A 19,453-nucleotide genomic window follows, 5' to 3' on the forward strand; every position below is an offset into this window, starting at 1 on the left:
CGGCGGACCGGCACCCGGGGCAACCGCGTCCGTCGTCACCGGACGGCCTCGGCGAGCCAGCGTCGCGCCGTACGGGGATCGTCGCTGGTCGTCCCGTCCACGCCGAGCTTGAGCCAGCGCCGCAGGTCGTCCTCGTCGCGGGTGGGCCAGCCATGCACCGGGAAGCCCTCGTCGTGCAGTTGCTGGACGACTTCGGCGGTCAGCGCTTCCGCGCCGCTGTGGATCCGGCAGGACCCGGTTTCCTCGATCAGTTTCCGGTAACCGCCTGGGTGGGACTCGGCGTGGCTCCACTGGGACACGATGATGCCCCGCGGGATCTGCGGCAGCTTCTCGGCCACGGCGGCCATCGCCTCGACCGAGAAACCGGTCAGGATCGTCCGCTCAGCGTAGCCGGGATGGCGGGCGAAGAAGCCGGCCAGACCGTCGATGGCGGCCAGGTCCTTGATCTCCAGCTGGATGAGCCGCGTCGTCGCCTGGTACATCTGCTCCAGCGTGGGCACCCGCTCACCCTCGCCCACGTCGACCGCGCTGATCGCCGACCAGGTCAGCTCCGCGACGGGGCCCAGACCCTTGCCGGCCGGCTCGGCCGCGACGCGGTCCAAGGTGGCGTCGTGCAGCATGAAGAGCTGCCCGTCGGAACTGATCCGTACGTCGGTCTCCAGCTCATCGACGCCTATCTCTTCCGCCACGCGGTAGGACGCGATGGTGTTCTCGGGTGCTTCGGCCATGGCGCCGCGGTGTCCGACGATGGCAAATGCCACGATCGTCCCTTCTCGCTGAGTTCTACCTGTCGGTTGTATCTCGTACGGCAGCCGCCGGAGCGGCGGCACGAGAGGTGCAAGGTCAGGACGCCACCAGTCGCCGATACTTCGGCAGCACCCGCTGGATGGCCGGGTCGAGATTCCGGGTCGCCTCACGCAGCGTCTCGCCGGGATCGGCGTTGGAGGCGTACACCTTCTGCAGCACGATCAGCATCTCGGAGATCGTCTCGTTCACGTACCGGCGCATCACATCCGCCTGGCGGGCGCGGCTCAGCTGATCCTGGGCGACCTGGTACGCGGGGGTCGCGGCGTTGCGCTCCTTGATCTTCGGTGAGTTGAGGGAGCTGGCGGTCACCGGGAGATAGCCGGTGTTGAGGCTCCACTCGGGCGCGCCCTTCTCGGCGAGGTACCTGATCACTTCCCAGGTCGCCTGCTTGCGCGCCTTGGTCGAGTTGCGCATGACCGCCAGCCCACTGCCTCCGGTCGGCACGCCGGGCGCGTCCTGCTCGGGCAGGAAGGCCGTGCCGAACTCGAACGTGGCTGCCTTGAGCAGCGAGGTGAGCGCACCGGTGGAGTTGCAGATGGTCGCCGTGACGCCGGCCGCGAAATCGGCGTTGATGTCGTCGGCCAGGTAGGCCATCTGGTCGTCATGGATGAACGCCCGGTCGAACTCCAGGGCGGCGACGGTCTGCTCGGAACTCAGCCTCGACACCATGCCGTCGGAGTAGCTGCCGTCGAAGGCCCAGCTCGAGCCCTGGAAATACCAGTCGTCCTTGCCGGTGTAGCCGCGCATCCTGACCGGTGCGCCGCGGTACGTGAAGCCCTTGAGCTCGTGTCCCCATTCCCGCAGCTCGGTGAAGGTCTTCGGCCCGCGGTCGGGCAGCCCTGCGCCGGCGAAGATCTCCTTGTTGTAGTAGAAGAGGGGCGTCGAGCGAGCCCAGGGCAGCCAGTAGACCTGGTCCCGGATGGTGCCCTCGGCCAGGAACCTCGGATGGAACGCGTCGGGCCCGAAACCGGCGTCGAAGTAGCCGGACAGCGGTTCCAGCGTCTCGGCGAGAAAATAGCGGTTCCAGTTCACGTCGCTGAGCGTGACCAGGTCGGGAACCTGCGCCACGGCGAAGCTGGCGGCCAGCTTCGAGTCGAGCGCGGGGTATCCGGGAAACAGCTGGATCTCGCAGAAGATGTCCTGTTGTGACGCGTTGAACCCGTCGATGATCGACTGCAGGACCGTGGCGTTGTGGGAGGTGAACGCACTCCACAGCACGACCCGCTCGCGGCGGGCGAACCGTTCCGGCACCTGCCCGCTCACCTGGGCGTAGTCGCCGTCCCTGCGGCCGACGCAGCCGGTCAGCGCCAGACTGGCCGCGGCCGCGGTGACACCGGCCAGCAGCCTGCGTCGGCTGAAACTCGTCCCGGTCACGCTGGGTCCTTTCTGATCGAACCGGATCGCGGGGTGATCACCGGCGAACCGCGCTGCCGGCCAGACCGGCGACGATGTAGCGCTGTGCCAGCAGGAAGACGATCACCACCGGCAGGACGACGAACAGGGTTCCGGCCATGAGCGCGCCCCAGTCGTTGATGCCGTCGTTCTCCTTGAGGTAGAGCAACCCGATCGGCAGCGTCCGCATGTTGACCGAGTTGGTCACGATCAGCGGCCAGACGAAGCCGTTCCACTCGTCGATCAGGGCGATCAGCCCGACCGTGATGATCGCCGGCCGGGCCATCGGCACGATGATCGAGATGATCCTGCGCAGATGCCCGGCGCCGTCCAACTGCGCCGCCTCCAGCACCTCGTACGGCAGCGACCGGAAGAACTGGTGGAGCAGGAAGGTGCCGAACGCCGACGCCACGCCCGGCAGGATCAGGCCGGCGTAGGTGTTCAGCAGATTCAGCTGGCCGACGGTGATGTAGTTCACCAGCAGGGTCACGTGTCCCGGCACCATCAGCGCGCCGAGCATGAAGATGAACAGGTAGCGCTTGCCCGGGAACGGCAGGAAGGCGAAGGCGTAGGCGGTGGAGATCGCCAGCACCACCTTGAGCACCGTCCCGATCGCCGCCACCACGACCGAGTTGACCAGGAACTGGCCGAACGGGGCCAACGTCCAGGCGTTGACGAAGTTCTCCAGGGTCAGCGATCGCGGGATCAGCCGCAGTGGCCAGCTGTTGATGTCGGCGTTGGTCTTGAACGCCGTACTGACGAAGAGGTAGAGCGGGATGAGGAAGGCCAGGGCGGTGATCGTCAGGGCGAGTACGCCCCACCAGCGTGTACGGCGAGAGCCGGACGACTTCCGCGAGGTGGGCTCGGTTGCCACCGCGGTCGGCATGACCGTCATCAGTAGTGAACCCTCCGCTCGACGAATCGGAACTGCAACACGGTGATCGCCATCAGTACCACGAACATGATCATGGAAGCCGCGCTGGAGCCCCCGACGTTGGTGCGGTTGAACGCCTCGTCGTAGATGAACCAGCTCAACGTGGTGGTGGATCGGGCGGGACCGCCGTTGGTCATCATGGCGATCACGTCGAAGGCCTGGAAGGCCGAGATCGTCTGTGTGATCACCAGGAAGAAGGTGGTCGGGGAGAGCAGCGGGAAGATCATTCGCCGGAACTGCGTCCACCGGCCGGCACCGTCGATCCTGGCCGCTTCCAGCACCTCGGCCGGAATCTGCTGGATGCCCACCAGGTAGACGATCGCGACGAAGCCGAGCCCCTTCCAGATGGAAACGATGATCAACGCCCATAGTGCCCAGGAGTCGTCGGTCGTCCAGGCCGGCGAGCTCGCTCCGAACGCCTCGAACACCAGCCGGCTGAGGCCGTGATTCGGATCGAAGATGAACAGCCAGATGGTCGCGATCGCCGCCCCGGACAGCACGTGCGGGGCGAAGGCGAGCGTCTGCACCGCGGTGGCGCCCCGGATGCGCTGGGCGAACAAGAGCGCCAGCGCCAGGCCGAGCACCAGGGTCACGACAACGACGACGACCACCCACACCAGCGTGCGCAACAACACCTGGGGGAATGACCAACTGCTGAACAGGGCCTGGTAGTTGAGCAGGCCGACCCAGTCGGCCTGCGACGAGATGAAGTCCCAGGTGGTGAAGCTCAGATAGACGTTCTCGACGATCGGCCAGTAGGAGAACACGGCGATCAACGCCAGGTTGGGCAGCGCGAAAGCGGCGAACAGCAGGTACCCGCGCCGGCGTCGGCGTGCCGCAACGCGCCGCCAATCGGACGTCGTTCCCCTGGAATCGGGCGTTTGGCGGGCGCTGTCGGAGAGTGCAGATCTCGAATCGAGATCGCTTGCTCCACTGCTCACGGGCTACCACCCATCCGCATCGAGGACGAACAGGTGCAGACTTTACTGGCGGTCACGTGCTCGAATCTGTTCATAAGTCAGCAAATCTGTGACCATTGCGCGAACGTTTCGTCCAGATGTGCAAAGGTGTCAACAAGGTGTCAAGCTCGTTTCGCGGCCGTGCCTTCGATCGTCAGCAGCGGATCCTCACCTATGTCAGGAGCGAGGGCCGCGCGGTCGTCTCCGACATCGCCGACCTGTTCTCGATCTCGCCCGCGACGCTGCGCCGGGACCTGCGGGCGCTTGAGGCGCAGCGGCTGATCGCCCGGTCCTACGGCGTCTTCTACCCCACGGACATCGGCCGTTTCGAGACGCCGGTGGAGCACCGGCGCAAGGCCAAGACCGAGGAGCGGCTGGTGATCGCCGAAGCCGCGGTCGCCATGATGGTCGACGTCGACACGGTCTTCCTCGACGAGGGAGCGCTGCCGGAAGATCTGGTCGGGCCGATGCGCCGGCTGCAGCGGATGACCGTCGTGACCCGATCGCTGACCATCGCCGCCGAACTCAACCGCCTGACCGACCACGACGTCATCATGGTCGGCGGCCGGCTACGACCGAAGACCATGGGAACCGTCGACCGATGGGCGACCGGGATGCTCGCGGAGCTGAACGTCGACCTGGCATTCATGGGCACCAACGGCGTGTCGCTCGACCGCGGGCTGACCACTCCGGACCCGGCCGTGGCGCAGGCCAAGACGGCGGCGCTGCAGGCGGCCCGTCAGACCGTACTGGTGTGCGAGCACACCAAGTTCGGGGTGGCCAGCTTCGCCAAGTTCGCCGACATCGAGCAGCTGACCTATGTCATCACGGGCAAGCAGCTGTCCCGGGCCACCGCGCAACGCTACGGCGCCTCCGGCCCCAAAGTGCTGCGCGTCTAGTACTCGCTCTGCTGGCCGTCGCCCCCTCTTCGCATGGATGTTCGGCGAGCGAGTTCGTCCAGTACGTCCGGCCACCCGCCGGCGAAGTCGTCACGGGTCTTCGCCGTTGGAAAACCCCGCTGGACCAGACGTATCCGCTGCCCGTCCGGCGCGGCGTCGACCGTGATCTCGACTGTGGTGGAGAAGCTGGGGGCATCCTCGTATATCGCGGTCATGTCGTAGGCCAGCCGGTGAGGCTGCTCGACAGCCGTGATGACACGCTCCTCCCGGAAGGCCGGCCCGTTCGGTACCTGGAAGGCCACCGACCAGCGCCCGCCTGGTCGCAGATCGAGCTCGGAATGGGTCACCCAATCCGGCCGTCGGCTGTCGTACAGCGCGATGAAGGCGTCGAAAATCGACTCTGCCGGCGCGTCGATCACGCGCTCGACGTCGAGGGCGTACTGACCCTCCGGTGGCTGTTGGCCGCCTTTCACAATGTCCTCCTGATTGCTCGGCGTCTGAAGAGTTGGACCAGGCGTGACGGGAAAACTCATCGCCACCGTCTCCGCGGACGGGCAACCGGACGTGGTCACGGCGAGCTTCGAACTCGACGACGGCAGCCCGCGGGTGAAGGCCTCCGAAGGAGGCATGTGCGCCGTGCCGCGATCCCGGTGCGGTGCCCCTGCGCCGCCCGGCCGGGGTCGAGAAGGTGCTCATTCCGTCACCGTCCCAGCACCCGCGCGGAGCGAAGAAGCGTGCGCGTGCACCCACCAGGCGAGCGGAAGTGCGATCAGCACCACCGCCTGGATCGCTAGCAACGCCGCGACGATGCCCCAGCGGTCTGCCACCACGCCGGCTCCCAGGGCGACGAGCGCGTAGAGCGCGCTGCCGAGCAGCGACGCCAGCGAACCCATGGTCGCGCGTTCCCGGTCGGTGAACTCGCGCTGCAGCAACGTCTGCTGGGCGGTTGTCGACATGCCGTAGGCCGGTGACCCGAGCAGCACGGGCGAGAACGCCGTCGGCTTGACCAGCGCCACGAAGTTCGCCACGTTGTCGAACAGCTCACCGAACAGCAGAGTGCGGGCCGCGCCCACCCGGCCGATCACCCAACCACTGACGCGGAAGCCGACGAAGGCCACGCCATGGCCGAAGGTGCGCCACAGGCCCAGCGCCCACAGTGGCCACAGCCCTGCCACGAAAACAGGCGACAACTGGGCCGCGCTTTCGCTGCTGTAGCGAAGCGCCGACACCAGGGTCATCCGGCGGAGCACCGGATTACGGCGGATGCCGCGCAGGGCCGATCCGAGATGCCGCAGCACGTTCGATTCCAGCGGGCCGTGCACCCGCGGTTCCCGGACCCGCAAGGCGACGAGCACGCACAGCACCTGCGGCACGACCGACAGCATGACCACCGCGCGCAGCGACCACGCGTCGGCGACCACGCCACCTATGGCTGCCGCCAGAGCGAGCGCGATCTGGAACATCGAGTTCACCCGGCCCGAGTGCCGGGGGAACTCCTCCTCCCGGCCGGCTTCGAGCAACGTGTCGTAGAGCAGGGACTCGTTGTTGCCGCTCCACAATGAGGTCGCCAGTCCCTCCAGCACAACAGCTGCCAGGAGGAGGCCGTAGCCCGAAGCGCCGGCGTACCCGAGATGGGCGGCCACCATGACGACGGCACCGGCGATCATCGTGCCGCGTCGGCCGAGGCGGTCGGAGAACACCCCGGTAGGTACTTCGAACGCTGCCGAAGACAGCATCTTCACCGCCAGGAGGCTGGCGGCAGCGGCGTACGAGCCGGTGACTTGCGCGAAGTAGATGACCATGATCGGCCCGTACATGCGGAAGTCGCCGAAGAAGTTGAACCAGCTCAGCAGGCGGACATTGCGGTTGACGGTCTGATCGGCGGAGCTCGGAGCAGGCGGAGCCGACCTCGACCGTCGGGATCTCCTGCCGAACGGAGCAGCGATCAGACGTGCGACCAGGACACGTGCACGGAGCAGTGAAGCACGACGAGCGGACACAGCAGAACTCCCGGAGAAGGCGAACGGAGACGCCGGACAGCGCCAAGGGCCGGTGACACGTGTCACCTCGCCCCGGCGACCGGGATGTGCGCTGGCCTCGCTGCTACAGGCGCGGCGTTACAAGCCTGCGACCGCGGTCGCCGAGGGGTGAACGGGAGCTCCGGTCGTAGCCATCAGTGCCTTTCGATTCCCCAGGCGGACGGGATTCCGCAACAGCCGCGACTCTAGCGACCGAAGGACCTACATGTCCGCTGAAATCGAACCGCGGACGGGTGGCGCCGCTGCCGGCCACCCCGACCGGTCGATGGGCGTGGCCGGGCTCGTCACTCCTGGCCACGTCGCCGCCACACTGTTCGGGCTCGCGCCCAGAGCCTACGCGACCGCCGGTTCGGTGGTGCCGGATGCCTGGCGCATGACGTCGGCGAGCTTGGTGTCCTTGCCTGCGAGGACGGAGCTCAGGTAGCCGGTGACGAAGGGCACTCGGGTCAGGCTGAGCATGGTGCGCCGGATCCGCAGGTCGGTCGGCGAGGAGGGCAGGAACCAGCGGGCCATCGATCGGGCGTTGCGTTGTTTGTCCTCGACCACGGGCCGCCACAGATGTTCGAACTCGGCGGTGGCCCGTTCGATCGCCGGCGCGTGCGCGAGCCGGTCGGCGAGCAGGAAGGCGCCGGCGATGCCGAGCGACGCACCCTGCCCGGCGATCAGCGACACCGCGCAGGCGGCGTCTCCGAGCAGGACGACCCGGCCGGTGCTCCACTCCGGGAGCTCGATCTGCGCGACCTGGTCGTAGTAGATCTCCTCGGGTGGCGGGCACTGCTCCAGCGCGCGCGGCGTCACCCAGCCCAGACCGGTGTAGGCCCGCTGGATCGCCCCTCGGAGATCGTCCGGAATCGTGGGGTCGGCGCTGCGGTGCACCGCGAACGCGGCGACCCGGCCGTCGCGCAGCGCGTACAAGCCCATCTGCCGGTCGATGGAGTCGGTGAGGCAGAACGCGTCCTCGGTGGCGGCGTGCACGTCCGGCGCGTCGAAGGTGAACGCCGCCGTGTGCAGGCCCAGGTAGCGCAGGTAGCGGTCTTCCGGCCCGAACACCAGCCGGCGGACGGTCGAATGGATCCCGTCCGCGCCCACGAGCAGATCGGCGTCCAGGACGGTGCCGTCCTTCAGCGTCACCGTCACGCCGTCGGGGCGGTCGGCCACCTCGGTCAGCGCGGTGTCGTAGCGCAGCTCGACCTCGGCAGGAAGGTTGTCGGCCAGCACGGCCTCGATGTCGGGACGCAGGAGGTTGAGCAGCCGGCCGCGCGCGAAGCTCTTGGTCCGGATGGTGGCGCGGCGGCGACCGTCCCGGTCGACCAGGCGCCCTTCGTCATAGTGGTAGGCGGCTCGTTCGAACGGGGGCAGCAGCCCCATGGCCTCGACCGCCTCCAGCCCGGGGCCGAAGAAGTCGATCATGTATCCCTGGGGGCGTGGTCCGGGGGCCCGCTCGACCACCACGACCTCGCCGCCCAGGGCGGCGAGTCGATGGGCCAGGGCCAGGCCGCTGATGCCGGCGCCGCAGATCACTGTTCGCACTGTCGTTCCTCCTCGGGGGCCGTGGAAAGGAGCCTGCGCAGCACCGCCGAGGGATCGTTCGCCTGCAGGCCCAGGCCGCGGTGCAGCAGCAGGCCGTCCACGCAGGCCGCCAGCACGGCGGCGGTCTCCAACGGGGCGGGCACCCCGTGCCGCTCCAGCCACCCGCCGAACCGCTGCCGGAACTCGGCGACCAGCTCGGCGATCCGCTCGCGCAGCGCGTCGTCGCGGGTGCTCGCCAGGTATGCCTCGACGAACAGCAGCGAGGCGGCGTCGGCGCCGGTGTACTGCTCGACCGACGCGAGCATCGTCTCGATCGCGTCGCCGGGCGAGCGGGTGGTTTCCAGCAGCTCGTTCAGCCCGGCCAGCATTTTCCTCATCTCGCCGGTCGCGGCCTCGTTCAGCAGGCTCGGCAGCGAAGGGAAGTGGTAGTGCACCACGCTCGGCGTCACCCCGGCGCGCTCGGCGAGTATCCGGGTGCTCACCGCCGTCCAGCCGCGTTCGGGGATGAGCTCCGCCGCTGCATGAAGCAGTCGTTCCCGCACCGCGCGCCCGCGCTCGGCCGCTGGGGAGACCATGGCTCTCCCTCCTCTCCAGGGCACTCGTCCTGTACGACTGCCCTAGTTGGATGCTCGCGCCTGGCCATGCCCAAGTCAAATCGGATGAAGTCCGGCGGCGCACCTTCGCCCGCCTCGCCAGGAACGTTCGGCCGTCTCCGGGAGGCCCGCAGACCTCAGCGTATGATCCGGATGCGCATGACGTCCGTGCGGTTGAGGGTGATGCCGTACGCGACGGGCTCCTCGCCCCGGCCGTACACCGTCTGCAACGACCGCACCAGCGGAAAGCCCACCGGCACCCGCAGGGACTCCGCCCCCCGGTCCGCGGCGAGCACGGCCTCCAGGTCGGTGACCGCGTTGCCGGCCGGATGGCCCGCTCGCTCCAGATAGGTGAACAGGTCCGTGTCGACCTCCAGCATGGGATGCGGGTCGATCGCGTCGCCGCCGATCTGCGACGGCAGGTAGTCCTGCAAGTACGCGGCGGCGGTCCCGTCGACGCTGAAGGTCCGGGTCACCAGCCACACCGGCTCGCGCGTCGGCAGTCCCAGTGCCTCGGCCACCGGCCGCGGGCACGGGGTCTTCTCGCACGACGACGAGAGCAGCTCCACCGTGTGGCCCGCCATCTGGATCCGGTCACGGAAACCGGCGATCTTCGCCATGCTGAGCTGGGCCATGTCCGGCTTGCTGGACACGAACGTCCCGACCCCCCAGCGCCGGATGATCGCCCCCTCGATGGCCAGGACGCCCAGCGCCTCTCTGACCGTGCCCCGGCTCACGTCGAGCAGGTCGGCGAGATCCTGCTCGGTGGGCAGCCGGTCGCCCGGCTCGAACTTCGCCTCCAGCAGCGCCCGCAAGCCCGCCAGCGCGGCCTGCACTGCGGTGTCACGCCGACCCATACCGGGCTCCCCTCCCGGCCACGCGGCCGTGGAACGCCGTTCTACCAGACATGTTCGAGGACTCTGAGCGTATTCCCGCCGATGACCTTGCCGATCTCGTCGTCGCTGTAGTCGTGCTTGACGAGCCAGCCGACGATGTTGGTGAAGCACTCCGCCGGATTCTCCAGGCCGTCGACGTACGGCACGCGGGGGTAGTCAGGGGCGCCGCTGCGATCGTGACCGTAGTTGCCCGAATAGGTCATGTGCACTCCCACATGATCGCCGAACATCGTGTCGGGCCCAAAAGTGACGTGGTCGATTCCGACGAGGTCCACGCAGTAGGTGAAGTGGTCCATGACGGATTCCAGCGAGTGCTTGGGGTGCTGGTCGGAGAGGGTGGTGTGGGGGGCGGCCTCGAGGCCGATGACGCCGCCGCGTTCGGCGCAGGCGCGGATGACGTCGTCGGGTTTCATGCGGTTGGTGGGCCAGACGGCGCGGGCTCCGGCGTGGGTGATGAAGACGGGCACGTTGGAGTGCTCGATGACGTCGAGGCAGGTGCGGTCGCCGGAGTGGGAGATGTCGATGGCCATGCCGAGTTTGTTCATGCGGGTCACGGCCCGGCGGCCGAAATGGGTCAGGCCGCCGTCCGAGCTCTCCGACAGGCCACCGCCCAACTGGTTCGCCTGTGAGTAGGCGACGCCGATCTGGCGCACGCCGAAGCCGTACAGGATGTCCAGCCGGTCCAGCTCGTTCTCAATCATGGTGGACGATTCCAGGCCCGCCACCAGCGCGACCCGGTCGTCACGCTTGGCGGCCCGGATGTCGGCCACGGTCGTGGCGTGCGTGAGGAAGTCCTGCTTGGCCAGGTCGGCGAGGCGGAAGCCGAGGGCGTAGATCATGTCGCTCCACTTCCAGCCGTTCTCGCTGGTGACGCAGGACGCCCCGGCCATGAAGTTGTCGAAGACGGCGGTCAGGCCCGAGCGGGCCAGCCCTTCGTACGCGGTGCGCTGCCGGCCCGTCCTGTTGTACGCGCGGATCTCGCCGGTGTCTTCCGGCAACACCACCGCGTGCTCGTGCAGCGAGATCGCGACGTGCTCGGCCAGGATCCGGCCGACCCGCTCCTCCTGCTCGGCCGACAGGCCGCCGTCGTAGGCGGGGACCCGGCCGATCTGCTCGGCGAGCTTGAAGGCGGCGTAGTCCACGCCCGGCTCAAGGTAGCCGTAGGCCGTGTAGCCCCGGTAGGAGGCGGACTCTGGCTGCATAAGGGTGATTCCTCCGGAAATATCGGGTTGCTAGGCGCCGAGACGCGCCAGCGAGTTGCGGTGGGGAAAGTGACAGGCGGCTTCGGTGGTGCCCGGCTCCGCTTCGAGCGTCGGTTCGGTACGCGCGCACACGTCCTCGGCCTTGGGGCACCGGGTACGGAATCGGCAGCCCGACGGAGGGTCCACCGGGCTCGGCGGGTCGCCGGCCAGCAGGGTGCGGGCGCGCTCGTCCCGGCCGACCGGGTCGGGGATCGGCACGGCTTCGAGCAGGGCCCGCGTGTACGGGTGTCGCGGCCGCTCGTACACCTGCCGCCGCTCGCCCAGCTCCACGATCTTGCCCAGGTACATCACCGCCACCCGGTCGGAGATGTGCCGGACCACGGACAGGTCGTGCGCGATGAACACGTACGACAGGCCGAGCTCGCGCTGCAACCGCCGCAGCAGGTTGACCACCTGCGCCTGCACGGACACGTCCAGCGCGGAGACGGGCTCGTCGCAGACGACGACCTCGGGTTCGAGCGCGAGCGCGCGGGCGATCCCGATGCGCTGGCGTTGTCCGCCGGAGAACTGGAACGGGTACCGATCGAGGTGATCGGGGTCCAGCCCGACCAGCTCGACGAGCTCCTTGATCCGGGTGAGCCGTCGTTCGCGCGGCAGCACGTCCGGATGGATCTCGAACGGCTGCGCGAGCAGGTCGCGCAGCGTCTTCCTGGGGTTGAGCGAGGTGTAGGGGTCCTGGAGCACGATCTGGACACTGCGCCGCATCTCGCGCAGCCCCCGCGCGGACGTCCGGTGCACGTCGGTGCCCCGGTAACGCACGCTGCCCGAGGTCGGCGCGTCGAGCCCGACGATCGTGCGGGCCAGCGTCGACTTGCCGCAGCCCGACTCGCCGACAACGCCCAGCGTCTCGCCGCGTCCGAGCGTGAACGACACACCGTCCACGGCTTGCACGGACGAGCGCCCGCGCCTCAGCAGCCCGCCCTTGATCGGGAAGTGCCGCACCAGGGAGTCCACCTCCAGGACGACCTCACGCTCGGCCATCGAACACCTCCTGGCTCCGGTGGCACGCGCTGCCGCGGCCCGCCGCGATCAACTCGAACTCGGGTTGGTCGGACCGGCACCTGTCCACGGCTGCGTCGCAGCGTGGATGGAAGGGGCAGCCGCCCGGGGCGTGCAGAGAACTGGGCGGAGCGCCGGGGATGGCCCACAACTCGTCGTCCTGCCGGTCGGGCCGCGGCATCGAGCGCAGCAGTCCGCGCGTGTACGGATGCGCCGGCCGCTGGAAGAGCTCCTCCACGGTGCCGCGCTCGACGATGCGGCCCGAGTACATGACGGTGACGTCGTCTGCCACCTCCGCGACCACGCCGAGGTCGTGGGTGATGAGCACGAGCCCCATCCCGTTCTCGCGCCGCAGCTCGGTCAGCAGCTCCATGATCTGCGCCTGCACGGTGACGTCCAGGGCGGTGGTGGGCTCGTCGGCGATGAGCACGCGCGGATCGAGCGCCACCGCCAGCGCGATCATGATGCGCTGGCGCATGCCGCCGGAGAACTGGTGCGGATAGTCGTCCACCCGGCGGGCGGCGGCCGGGATGCGGACCCGTTCCATCAGCTCGATCGCCTGGGCCCTGGCGGCGGCGCGGGACAGCCCGCGCCGCACCCGCAGCAGCTCGCTGATCTGGTTGCCCACCGTGTAGACCGGGTTCAGCGCCGACAGCGCGTCCTGGAAGACCATGGCGATGCCCTCGCCGTTGACCCGCATGCGGGTGCGCTCGGTCGCGGTCACCAGGTCGGCGCCCTCGAACATGATGCTGCCCGAGGTGACGCGGGCCGGTGGCGAGTCGAGTAGGCCCATGATCGTCAGAGCGGTCACGGACTTGCCAGAGCCGGACTCGCCGAGGATGGCCAGCGTGCGGCCGGCGTACACGTCGAGCGCGACGTCGCGGACGGCCCGCACGGGTCCTTCGCGGGTGGCGAACTCCACGCTGAGGGCGCGCACGCTGAGGGCGGCCTCGTCCGCGTTCATGACACGCCCGCCCTGGCCAGGAAGTCCCTGACCACCCGCTGGAACTTCTCGGGCTCCTCCAACTGCGGCGAGTGGCCCGATTCCTCGAAGACGACAAGCTCGCTGTCCGGGATCAGGTCCGCGATCACCTGCGAGGCGGGTACAGGCGTGCGCCAGTCGTGCCGGCCGACGGTCACCAGCGCCGGACAGGCGATCTCCGGCAGCCGGGGCGTGAGGTCGTAGACGGGCAGGTTCTCGCCGAAGGCCGCATTGTGGGTGCGGTAGTGGTACGACGTCGCGGCGGCCCTCCGCTCGACCGCATCCGGATCGTACGTGTGGTCGTACAACGGGAGGATCGCCCGCCAATACTCCCTGAACTGCTCATTGCTGGTGAAATCACCCGTGCCGATGCGGTCGATGACCCATTCGGGGATCGTCACCCGGTCGGTGGTCCTCGCTCGCTCGACCGCGAGATGGTCGTAGTCGGTGTTGGCCGCCGTGTCCCGGAGCACGAGCGCGGCCACGTTCTCCGGATGGGCCAGGGCGTACTCCATCGCGATGAATCCGCCGTACGAGCCGCCGGCCATCACGATGCGGCCGAGGTCGAAGTGCCGGCGCACCGCCTCGACGTCGGCGACCCACTGGGCGTGGGTGAAAGGGCCGTCGTCGCCCGACTCGCCCGACCCGCGCGCGTCGAAGACGACGACGCGCATGGTGTCGGAGAAAGGGCCGAACGACCGGCGCGGCTCGGCACGGCTGCCGAGACCGGGGGCGCCGTGGTGCACGACCATCGCGGGCGCCCCCTCGGGCCCCATGACCTCCGCGACCAGGCGGGTTCCGTTGATCTCCACGGTCGTCTTCACGGCGCGATCACGTTCTCCTCAAGTGCGCGGGGGTAGTGGGTGAGCCGTTCAGGCCCGTCCTCGGTGATCAGCACGGTGTCGGAGATGCGGTAGCCGCCGTGCCCCGGCACGTACACGCCGGGCTCGCTGGACAGCACCATCCCGGCGCCGATGACCGTGTCATCGCCGTCCTCGACCCAGGGCGGCTCGTGGTTCTGCACGCCGATGCCGTGGCCTTGGCGGTGGCGGAGGTACGCGCCGAGCCCGTGTCCTCTGATCACATCGAGGCATTCACGGTTCACCTCCGCGCAGGAGCGCCCGGCGCGCAGGCCCGCCGTGCCCACCTCCTGGGCCTGCGCGGCGGCGGCGAAGTAGCGGCGCTGATCGGCGGAGGGCTCGTCGATGACGAACGTACGCTCGCTCTCGACGAACCGGCTGCCGACCGCGGCGCCGAGGGACAGAATGACCGTGTCGCCCGGCTCCAACCTGCGCCGGCTCGGCAGGCCGTGCGGGTGGGCCGAGTTGGGCCCCGCGTACACCAGGCCGCCGGCCAGCTTGGTGGTGTAGATGACGTGGTCGTAGCGCTGGTACATCGCGTCGGTGCCGTGACCGATGACGTGCCGTGCCAGATCGCCCTCACTGGGCAGCGGCCCGCCGGAGCGCAGCGCGTCCTCGATGAGAGCGCGGCCGGCCGCCAGCATCTCGTCGCAGATCGCCGCCGCCTCGCGGTGCCGCTCCAGTTCCTCAGGGCGCTTGACGACACGCAACCGCGACACCGCCGTGCTGGTCTCGAACGTGCTGCCGGGCAGGGCGGCCGTCAGCAGCCCGAGCGCGGCGAGCGTGAGGCCGCCGGAGACGCCGATCCTGGCGGCGGACCGCCCTGCGCCGGCGATCAGCCGGGCCAGCACTCGCTCGGCGGGGTCCACACCGGGGTACTCGGCGTAGGTGGCCAGGTCGGCCTCGATGCGCTGGAGACGGGCGTACTCGTCATCGTGCTGCGGCACCAGGCACACCGGCCGCCCCTCACGGGGGAACCAGAGGTAGACAGGTCGTTCTGTGACCGCGTAGAAGAAGCCGGCGAGATAGGCGACGTCCGCGGGCGCGGTGGCGAGGAAGCCGTCCAGGCCGTCCTCGTCGAGCGCGCGCCGCAGTGAGGCGTGGACGCCGGCGTAGTGGGCGGGGGAGAGGCGCATGGATCACCGGTCCTTCAGCCGCGGGTCTCGGGAGTCGTTGAAGCGCACCCCGGCGACCGTCGCCGCGAGCACGAGCAGCAGGATGGCCAGGGACGGGAAGAGCGTCTGCCACCAGGCGGTGGACAACACGCCGCTGCGCTGGGCGTTGAGCATGATCCGTCCCCACGACCAGGAGTCGGGGTCGCCGAGGCCGAGGAAGCTCAGCCCGGCCTCAGAGATCACCGCGCGGGCCGCGGTGAGCAGCACGCTCACGACGACCAGCGGCACCACGGCCGGCAGCACCTCCCGGGTGACGATCCGCCACCCGCCGGCGCCGAGCGCGCGGGCTCCGTCGATGTACGGCATCGCCACCACGACCATGCCGTTGGACCGGATGAGCCGGGTCACTTCCGGCCAGGAGAACAGCCCGATCACCACGGTCAGCGTCAGGATGCTGGGCCCCGCCACCGCGGTCACAATGATCATCAGCGGCAGCAGCGGGAGCGACAACATCAGGTCGGTCACCGTGGTGATCCAGGCGTCGGCCCGCCGTGAGTACGCGCCCATCAGACCCAGCGCGGTGCCGATGAGGATGGCCAGGCCCGAGGCCGCCGCACCGACCGTGAGGCTGACGCGGGTGCCCCACACGACCTGCGCGAACACGTCCTGCCCCAGGTCGTCGGTGCCGAACCAATGCGCGGACGACGGGGCCTGGAGGATCTCACTGCCGAGCCCGCCCGGCCGGTCCACGAACAGCGGCCCGAACACGCCCGTCACCACAAACACCAGCAACACCGTCAGCGACAGCGCACCGGTGGGCTGGGCGACGAACCTGCGCAGGCCGCCCGTCCGGGACGGGGCCGTCGCAGTCCGGGTGCTCTCCGGGATCGGCGCGCTCATGTGCGGATCCTCGGGTTGAGCAGCATGCCGACCACGTCGGTGATCAGATTCGCGACGACCACGGTGATCGCGAGCATGATGAACGCTCCCTGCAGCAGCGGGTAGTCGAGTTGGCCGACGGCCTCGAAGATCAGTCGGCCGACCCCCGGGTAGGCGAACACGGTCTCGGTGAGCACCGCGCCGCCGACCAGGGTGCCGAGCTGGAGGCCCATGAGCGTCAGCGCCGGGAGGATGGCGTTGCGCAGCGCGTGCTTCCACAACGTGCGCCGTGTCGACAGGCCCCGGCCCCGCGCGCTCTTGACATAGTCCTCGCCCAGCACCTCCAGCATGTTCGTGCGCAACGTCAGCGCGTACGGTCCGAGTTGCACGATCACGAGACTGATCAGCGGGAGCGCGAGGTGGTGGAACAGGCTCAGGTAAGCGGCCAGGCCGCGCGTGTCCGGGTCGATCGCGCCGCCGATCGGGAACCAGCCGAGCCAGGAGCCGGCCACCACCAGCAGCAGGATCGCGATGCTCGGCACGAACAGCGCGTGCCCGGTGATGCCGAACATCTGGACGATCCGGTCCAGCCGCCTGCCGCGGTGGGCCGCCGCGTACACGCCGAGGGGGATGCCGAGCAGGATCGTCAGCACGAACGCCGACCCGGCGAGCATCAGCGTCCACGGCACCCGCGAGACGATGATCTCGGTGACCGGCTGGAGCTGCCGGAACGAGGTGCCGAAGTTCCCCTGCACCAGCTCGGTCAGATAGAGCCAGTACTGCGTGAGCATCGGCTTGTCCAGCCCGTACTGCACGCGCAGCGCCTGCTGCATCTCGGGGGTCATGTCCCCCTCGACGACCAGGAGAGTGGGATCTCCTGGCAGCAGCCGCAGCAGGAAGAACGTCACGGTGACGGCGATCCAGATCGTCAGGACCGCGCGTAGCGCCCGCCGGACGGTGAATTCGACCATGGTGAAGCCTCTGTCCGATCCTCAGGTGACCGGCTTGACCTGCGACAGCGAGAACCCGGTCACCATGCCGAGCAGGTCGCTGGGCGAGGGCTGGAAGCCGGTGAACTTGCTGCCGTCGTAGGCGAAGCGGATCTTCTCCACGTACAGCGGCGTGAGCAGCGCCTGGTCGTGCACGTAGGCGTCGATCTCTGTCACCCTCGTCACGAGTTGCTCGTGCTCGGTCGTCCCCGCTGCGGCGTCGATGAGGTCGTCGAGCTTGTCGTCCTTGACCAGGTTGTAGTTGATGCCGCCGGGGTTGCTCGACAGGTACGTGCTGCGGAGTTGGTCCATCGGGTTGTCGAAGACCGCCCACTGCGAGACGTCGATGTCGTAGTCGCCGCTCTTGGTCCTGCTCAGGAACGTGTTGCGCTCGACGCACGACGCGGTGAGCTCCACGCCGGCCTTCGCCGCGTCCTCGCGGACGACCTGCGCGACCCTGGTCAGGTTCGGGTTGCTCTGGTCGCAGACCATCTCCAGGTTCAGGCCGTCGAGCTTGCCGTCGCCGTTCTCGTCGGCGTATCCGGCCTCTTCGAGCAGCTTGCGCGCGCCCGCCGGGTCGAACGGGTACGGCTTGAGGCCGGTGTTGTCGTACTCGTCGAAGATCGGCGAGATCGGGCCCACCATGGGTTCCGCCTCGCCCTGGAGCACCGTCTCGATGATCGACTGGGTGTCCACGACCATCGACAGCGCCTGGCGCACCTTCTGCTTGGCCAGGTGCTTGTTGCTGACGTTGTAGGTGATGTGGGCGAAGCCCAGCGAGCCGACCTCCTGCAGCTTGATCTTCTGGTCGCCGCTGAAGGAGGCCACCGCCGAGGCGGGGACCGGCGTCCCCATGAGGTCGATGTCGCCGTTGCGCAGGGCCAGTTGCATGGTGTTGACGTCCGGGTAGACCCGGTACTCGACGGTCTCGACCGCCGCGCCGCCCTTGGGGGCGTAAGGGTACTGGTCATTGCGTTTCATCACGTAGCGCTGGCCGGGCGTGGCGCTCTGCAGGATGTACGCCCCCGCCCCGACCCATTCGGAGTCGTTGGCGAACTTCGACACGTCGCCCGCCTTCTCGAAGACGTGCTTGGGCACGATCGCCATCCAGAACCCGACACCCTCGGCGAACGGCGCGTAGGGCCGTTCGAGGTCGAAAGTCACGGTGGTGTCGTCGGGGGTGTCGATGCTCTCGACCATGCCGAGCTTGGCCGCCACGTTTCCGAGCTCGTGCTTCATGATCATCTCGGCCGAGTACTTCACGTCGGCCGAGGTCACCGGCTTGCCGTCGCTCCAGACGAAGTCGTCGCGCAGGGTGAAGACGGCCTTCTTACCGCCGTCCTGGTACTCGTACTTCTGCGCCAGCTCCGGCACCTTCCTGGCATTGCCGTCGATGCGCAGCAGATGCGGATACATCGCGTTCAGAATCCAGTTGTCGGTCTTGCTCAGCGACTGCAGCGGGTTGAAGTTCGCCACGTCGGTGGTGGTGCCGATGCGCAACGTCGTGGCGCCGGCGCCGCCGGAGGCGCCCGGCTCGCCGTTGCCCTCGTTGAGGGCGCACGACGCGAGCACGACCGTGGCCACCAGTCCCACGACCGCCGCCGACCAGCGCTTGCCTCTGTTCACCAGACCTCCCGGAGTACGCGCAGGATGTTCCCGCCTATGACCTTGCCGATCTCGTCGTCGCCGTAGCCGTGCTTGACGAGCCAACCGACGATGTTGGTGAAGTTCTCCGCCGGGTTCTCCATGCCTTCGACGTACGGCACCCGGGGGTGCTCGACGTGGCCGTGCGCGTTGGCGATGGACAGGTGGCCGGTGAAGGAGTCGTGCAGCCCGACATGGTCGCCGAAGTTGGTGTCCGGTCCGAAGGCGACGTGGTCGATTCCGACGAGGTCCACGCAGTAGGTGAAGTGGTCCATGACGGATTCCAGCGAGTGCTTGGGGTGCTGGTCGGAGAGGGTGGTGTGGGGGGCGGCCTCGAGGCCGATGACGCCGCCGCGTTCGGCGCAGGCGCGGATGACGTCGTCGGGTTTCATGCGGTTGGTGGGCCAGACGGCGCGGGCTCCGGCGTGGGTGATGAAGACGGGCACGTTGGAGTGCTCGATGACGTCGAGGCAGGTGCGGTCGCCGGAGTGGGAGATGTCGATGGCCATGCCGAGTTTGTTCATGCGGGTCACGGCCCGGCGGCCGAAATGGGTCAGGCCGCCGTCCGAGCTCTCCGACAGGCCACCGCCCAACTGGTTCGCCTGTGAGTAGGCGACGCCGATCTGGCGCACGCCGAAGCCGTACAGGATGTCCAGCCGGTCCAGCTCGTTCTC

General features: G+C 68.7%; 19 protein-coding genes. 1 reads left to right on the plus strand and 18 read right to left on the minus strand.

The genetic code is table 11. From position 1 onward, the window contains the following. Positions 1 to 35: 35 nt before the first annotated feature. From E1267_RS22555 to E1267_RS22570, 4 genes are all read right to left on the minus strand, one after another. Complete coding sequence (locus E1267_RS22555) at positions 36 to 761, minus strand: glycerophosphodiester phosphodiesterase (protein WP_220449616.1); 726 nt, start codon at positions 759 to 761, stop codon at positions 36 to 38. 82 nt (positions 762 to 843) lie between these two features. Then, positions 844 to 2,181: an ABC transporter substrate-binding protein gene (locus E1267_RS22560; protein ID WP_165959736.1), complete on the minus strand. Its 1,338-nt coding sequence runs from the start codon at positions 2,179 to 2,181 to the stop codon at positions 844 to 846. A 37-nt stretch (positions 2,182 to 2,218) separates the two neighbouring features. Beyond that, positions 2,219 to 3,094: a carbohydrate ABC transporter permease gene (locus E1267_RS22565; RefSeq protein WP_220449617.1), complete on the minus strand. Its 876-nt coding sequence runs from the start codon at positions 3,092 to 3,094 to the stop codon at positions 2,219 to 2,221. Continuing rightward, on the minus strand, positions 3,094 to 3,900 hold the full coding sequence (locus E1267_RS22570) for a carbohydrate ABC transporter permease (RefSeq protein WP_246064144.1): 807 nt from the start codon (positions 3,898 to 3,900) through the stop codon (positions 3,094 to 3,096). Before E1267_RS22570 ends, E1267_RS22565 begins: the two co-directional genes overlap by 1 nt. A 311-nt stretch (positions 3,901 to 4,211) precedes the next feature. Here E1267_RS22570 and E1267_RS22575 point away from each other — a divergent pair, with 311 nt between their 5' ends. Further along, positions 4,212 to 4,991 (plus strand): DeoR/GlpR family DNA-binding transcription regulator, encoded by a 780-nt coding sequence (locus tag E1267_RS22575; protein WP_165959737.1) that lies wholly within the window; start codon positions 4,212 to 4,214, stop codon positions 4,989 to 4,991. On the opposite strand, the gene E1267_RS22580 is transcribed toward E1267_RS22575, so the two are convergent. The 14 genes from E1267_RS22580 to E1267_RS22645 all read right to left on the minus strand — a co-directional run. After that, positions 4,988 to 5,524 (minus strand): SRPBCC family protein, encoded by a 537-nt coding sequence (locus E1267_RS22580; RefSeq protein ID WP_165959738.1) that lies wholly within the window; start codon positions 5,522 to 5,524, stop codon positions 4,988 to 4,990. The two genes, E1267_RS22575 and E1267_RS22580, sit on opposite strands and share 4 nt — an antisense overlap. A 159-nt stretch (positions 5,525 to 5,683) precedes the next feature. Further along, positions 5,684 to 7,057: an MFS transporter gene (locus E1267_RS22585; RefSeq protein WP_342774860.1), complete on the minus strand. Its 1,374-nt coding sequence runs from the start codon at positions 7,055 to 7,057 to the stop codon at positions 5,684 to 5,686. A gap of 306 nt (positions 7,058 to 7,363) precedes the next feature. Continuing rightward, entirely contained in the window at positions 7,364 to 8,560 is a 1,197-nt protein-coding gene (locus E1267_RS22590) for an FAD-dependent monooxygenase (RefSeq protein ID WP_132334637.1), read from the minus strand. Next, the gene (locus tag E1267_RS22595) at positions 8,548 to 9,135 is read right to left on the minus strand and encodes a TetR/AcrR family transcriptional regulator (RefSeq protein WP_132334639.1); all 588 of its coding nucleotides are present in this window, start codon (positions 9,133 to 9,135) and stop codon (positions 8,548 to 8,550) included. Before E1267_RS22595 ends, E1267_RS22590 begins: the two co-directional genes overlap by 13 nt. A 155-nt stretch (positions 9,136 to 9,290) precedes the next feature. Then, on the minus strand, positions 9,291 to 10,010 hold the full coding sequence (locus E1267_RS22600; protein ID WP_132334641.1) for a GntR family transcriptional regulator: 720 nt from the start codon (positions 10,008 to 10,010) through the stop codon (positions 9,291 to 9,293). A gap of 41 nt (positions 10,011 to 10,051) precedes the next feature. Continuing rightward, positions 10,052 to 11,251, minus strand: coding sequence for a dipeptidase (locus E1267_RS22605; RefSeq protein ID WP_132334643.1), 1,200 nt, complete (start codon positions 11,249 to 11,251; stop codon positions 10,052 to 10,054). A 30-nt stretch (positions 11,252 to 11,281) separates the two neighbouring features. After that, the gene (locus tag E1267_RS22610) at positions 11,282 to 12,292 is read right to left on the minus strand and encodes an ABC transporter ATP-binding protein (RefSeq protein ID WP_132334645.1); all 1,011 of its coding nucleotides are present in this window, start codon (positions 12,290 to 12,292) and stop codon (positions 11,282 to 11,284) included. Next, the gene (locus E1267_RS22615; RefSeq protein WP_132334647.1) at positions 12,279 to 13,274 is read right to left on the minus strand and encodes an ABC transporter ATP-binding protein; all 996 of its coding nucleotides are present in this window, start codon (positions 13,272 to 13,274) and stop codon (positions 12,279 to 12,281) included. The genes E1267_RS22610 and E1267_RS22615 overlap by 14 nt, the downstream gene beginning before the upstream one ends. After that, positions 13,271 to 14,116 carry an alpha/beta fold hydrolase gene (locus E1267_RS22620; protein ID WP_246064139.1) on the minus strand — a complete coding sequence of 282 codons (846 nt, stop codon included), beginning with the start codon at positions 14,114 to 14,116 and terminating at the stop codon, positions 13,271 to 13,273. Before E1267_RS22620 ends, E1267_RS22615 begins: the two co-directional genes overlap by 4 nt. Continuing rightward, the gene (locus tag E1267_RS22625) at positions 14,113 to 15,288 is read right to left on the minus strand and encodes a M24 family metallopeptidase (RefSeq protein ID WP_132334649.1); all 1,176 of its coding nucleotides are present in this window, start codon (positions 15,286 to 15,288) and stop codon (positions 14,113 to 14,115) included. Before E1267_RS22625 ends, E1267_RS22620 begins: the two co-directional genes overlap by 4 nt. A 3-nt stretch (positions 15,289 to 15,291) precedes the next feature. Next, positions 15,292 to 16,167 (minus strand): ABC transporter permease, encoded by an 876-nt coding sequence (locus E1267_RS22630; RefSeq protein WP_132334651.1) that lies wholly within the window; start codon positions 16,165 to 16,167, stop codon positions 15,292 to 15,294. Next, a complete protein-coding gene (locus E1267_RS22635; protein ID WP_132334653.1) occupies positions 16,164 to 17,117 on the minus strand; it encodes an ABC transporter permease in 954 nt (317 codons plus the stop codon). Before E1267_RS22635 ends, E1267_RS22630 begins: the two co-directional genes overlap by 4 nt. A 21-nt stretch (positions 17,118 to 17,138) precedes the next feature. Beyond that, positions 17,139 to 18,761, minus strand: a complete 1,623-nt coding sequence (locus tag E1267_RS22640; RefSeq protein ID WP_246064142.1) for an ABC transporter substrate-binding protein — start codon at positions 18,759 to 18,761, stop codon at positions 17,139 to 17,141. Further along, positions 18,758 to 19,453: dipeptidase (locus E1267_RS22645; protein ID WP_181957827.1), on the minus strand; the 696-nt coding region annotated here is incomplete at its 5' end. The genes E1267_RS22640 and E1267_RS22645, both read right to left, overlap by 4 nt.

The sequence above is a fragment of the Nonomuraea longispora genome, from assembly GCF_004348345.1.
Lineage (GTDB): Bacteria > Actinomycetota > Actinomycetes > Streptosporangiales > Streptosporangiaceae > Nonomuraea > Nonomuraea longispora.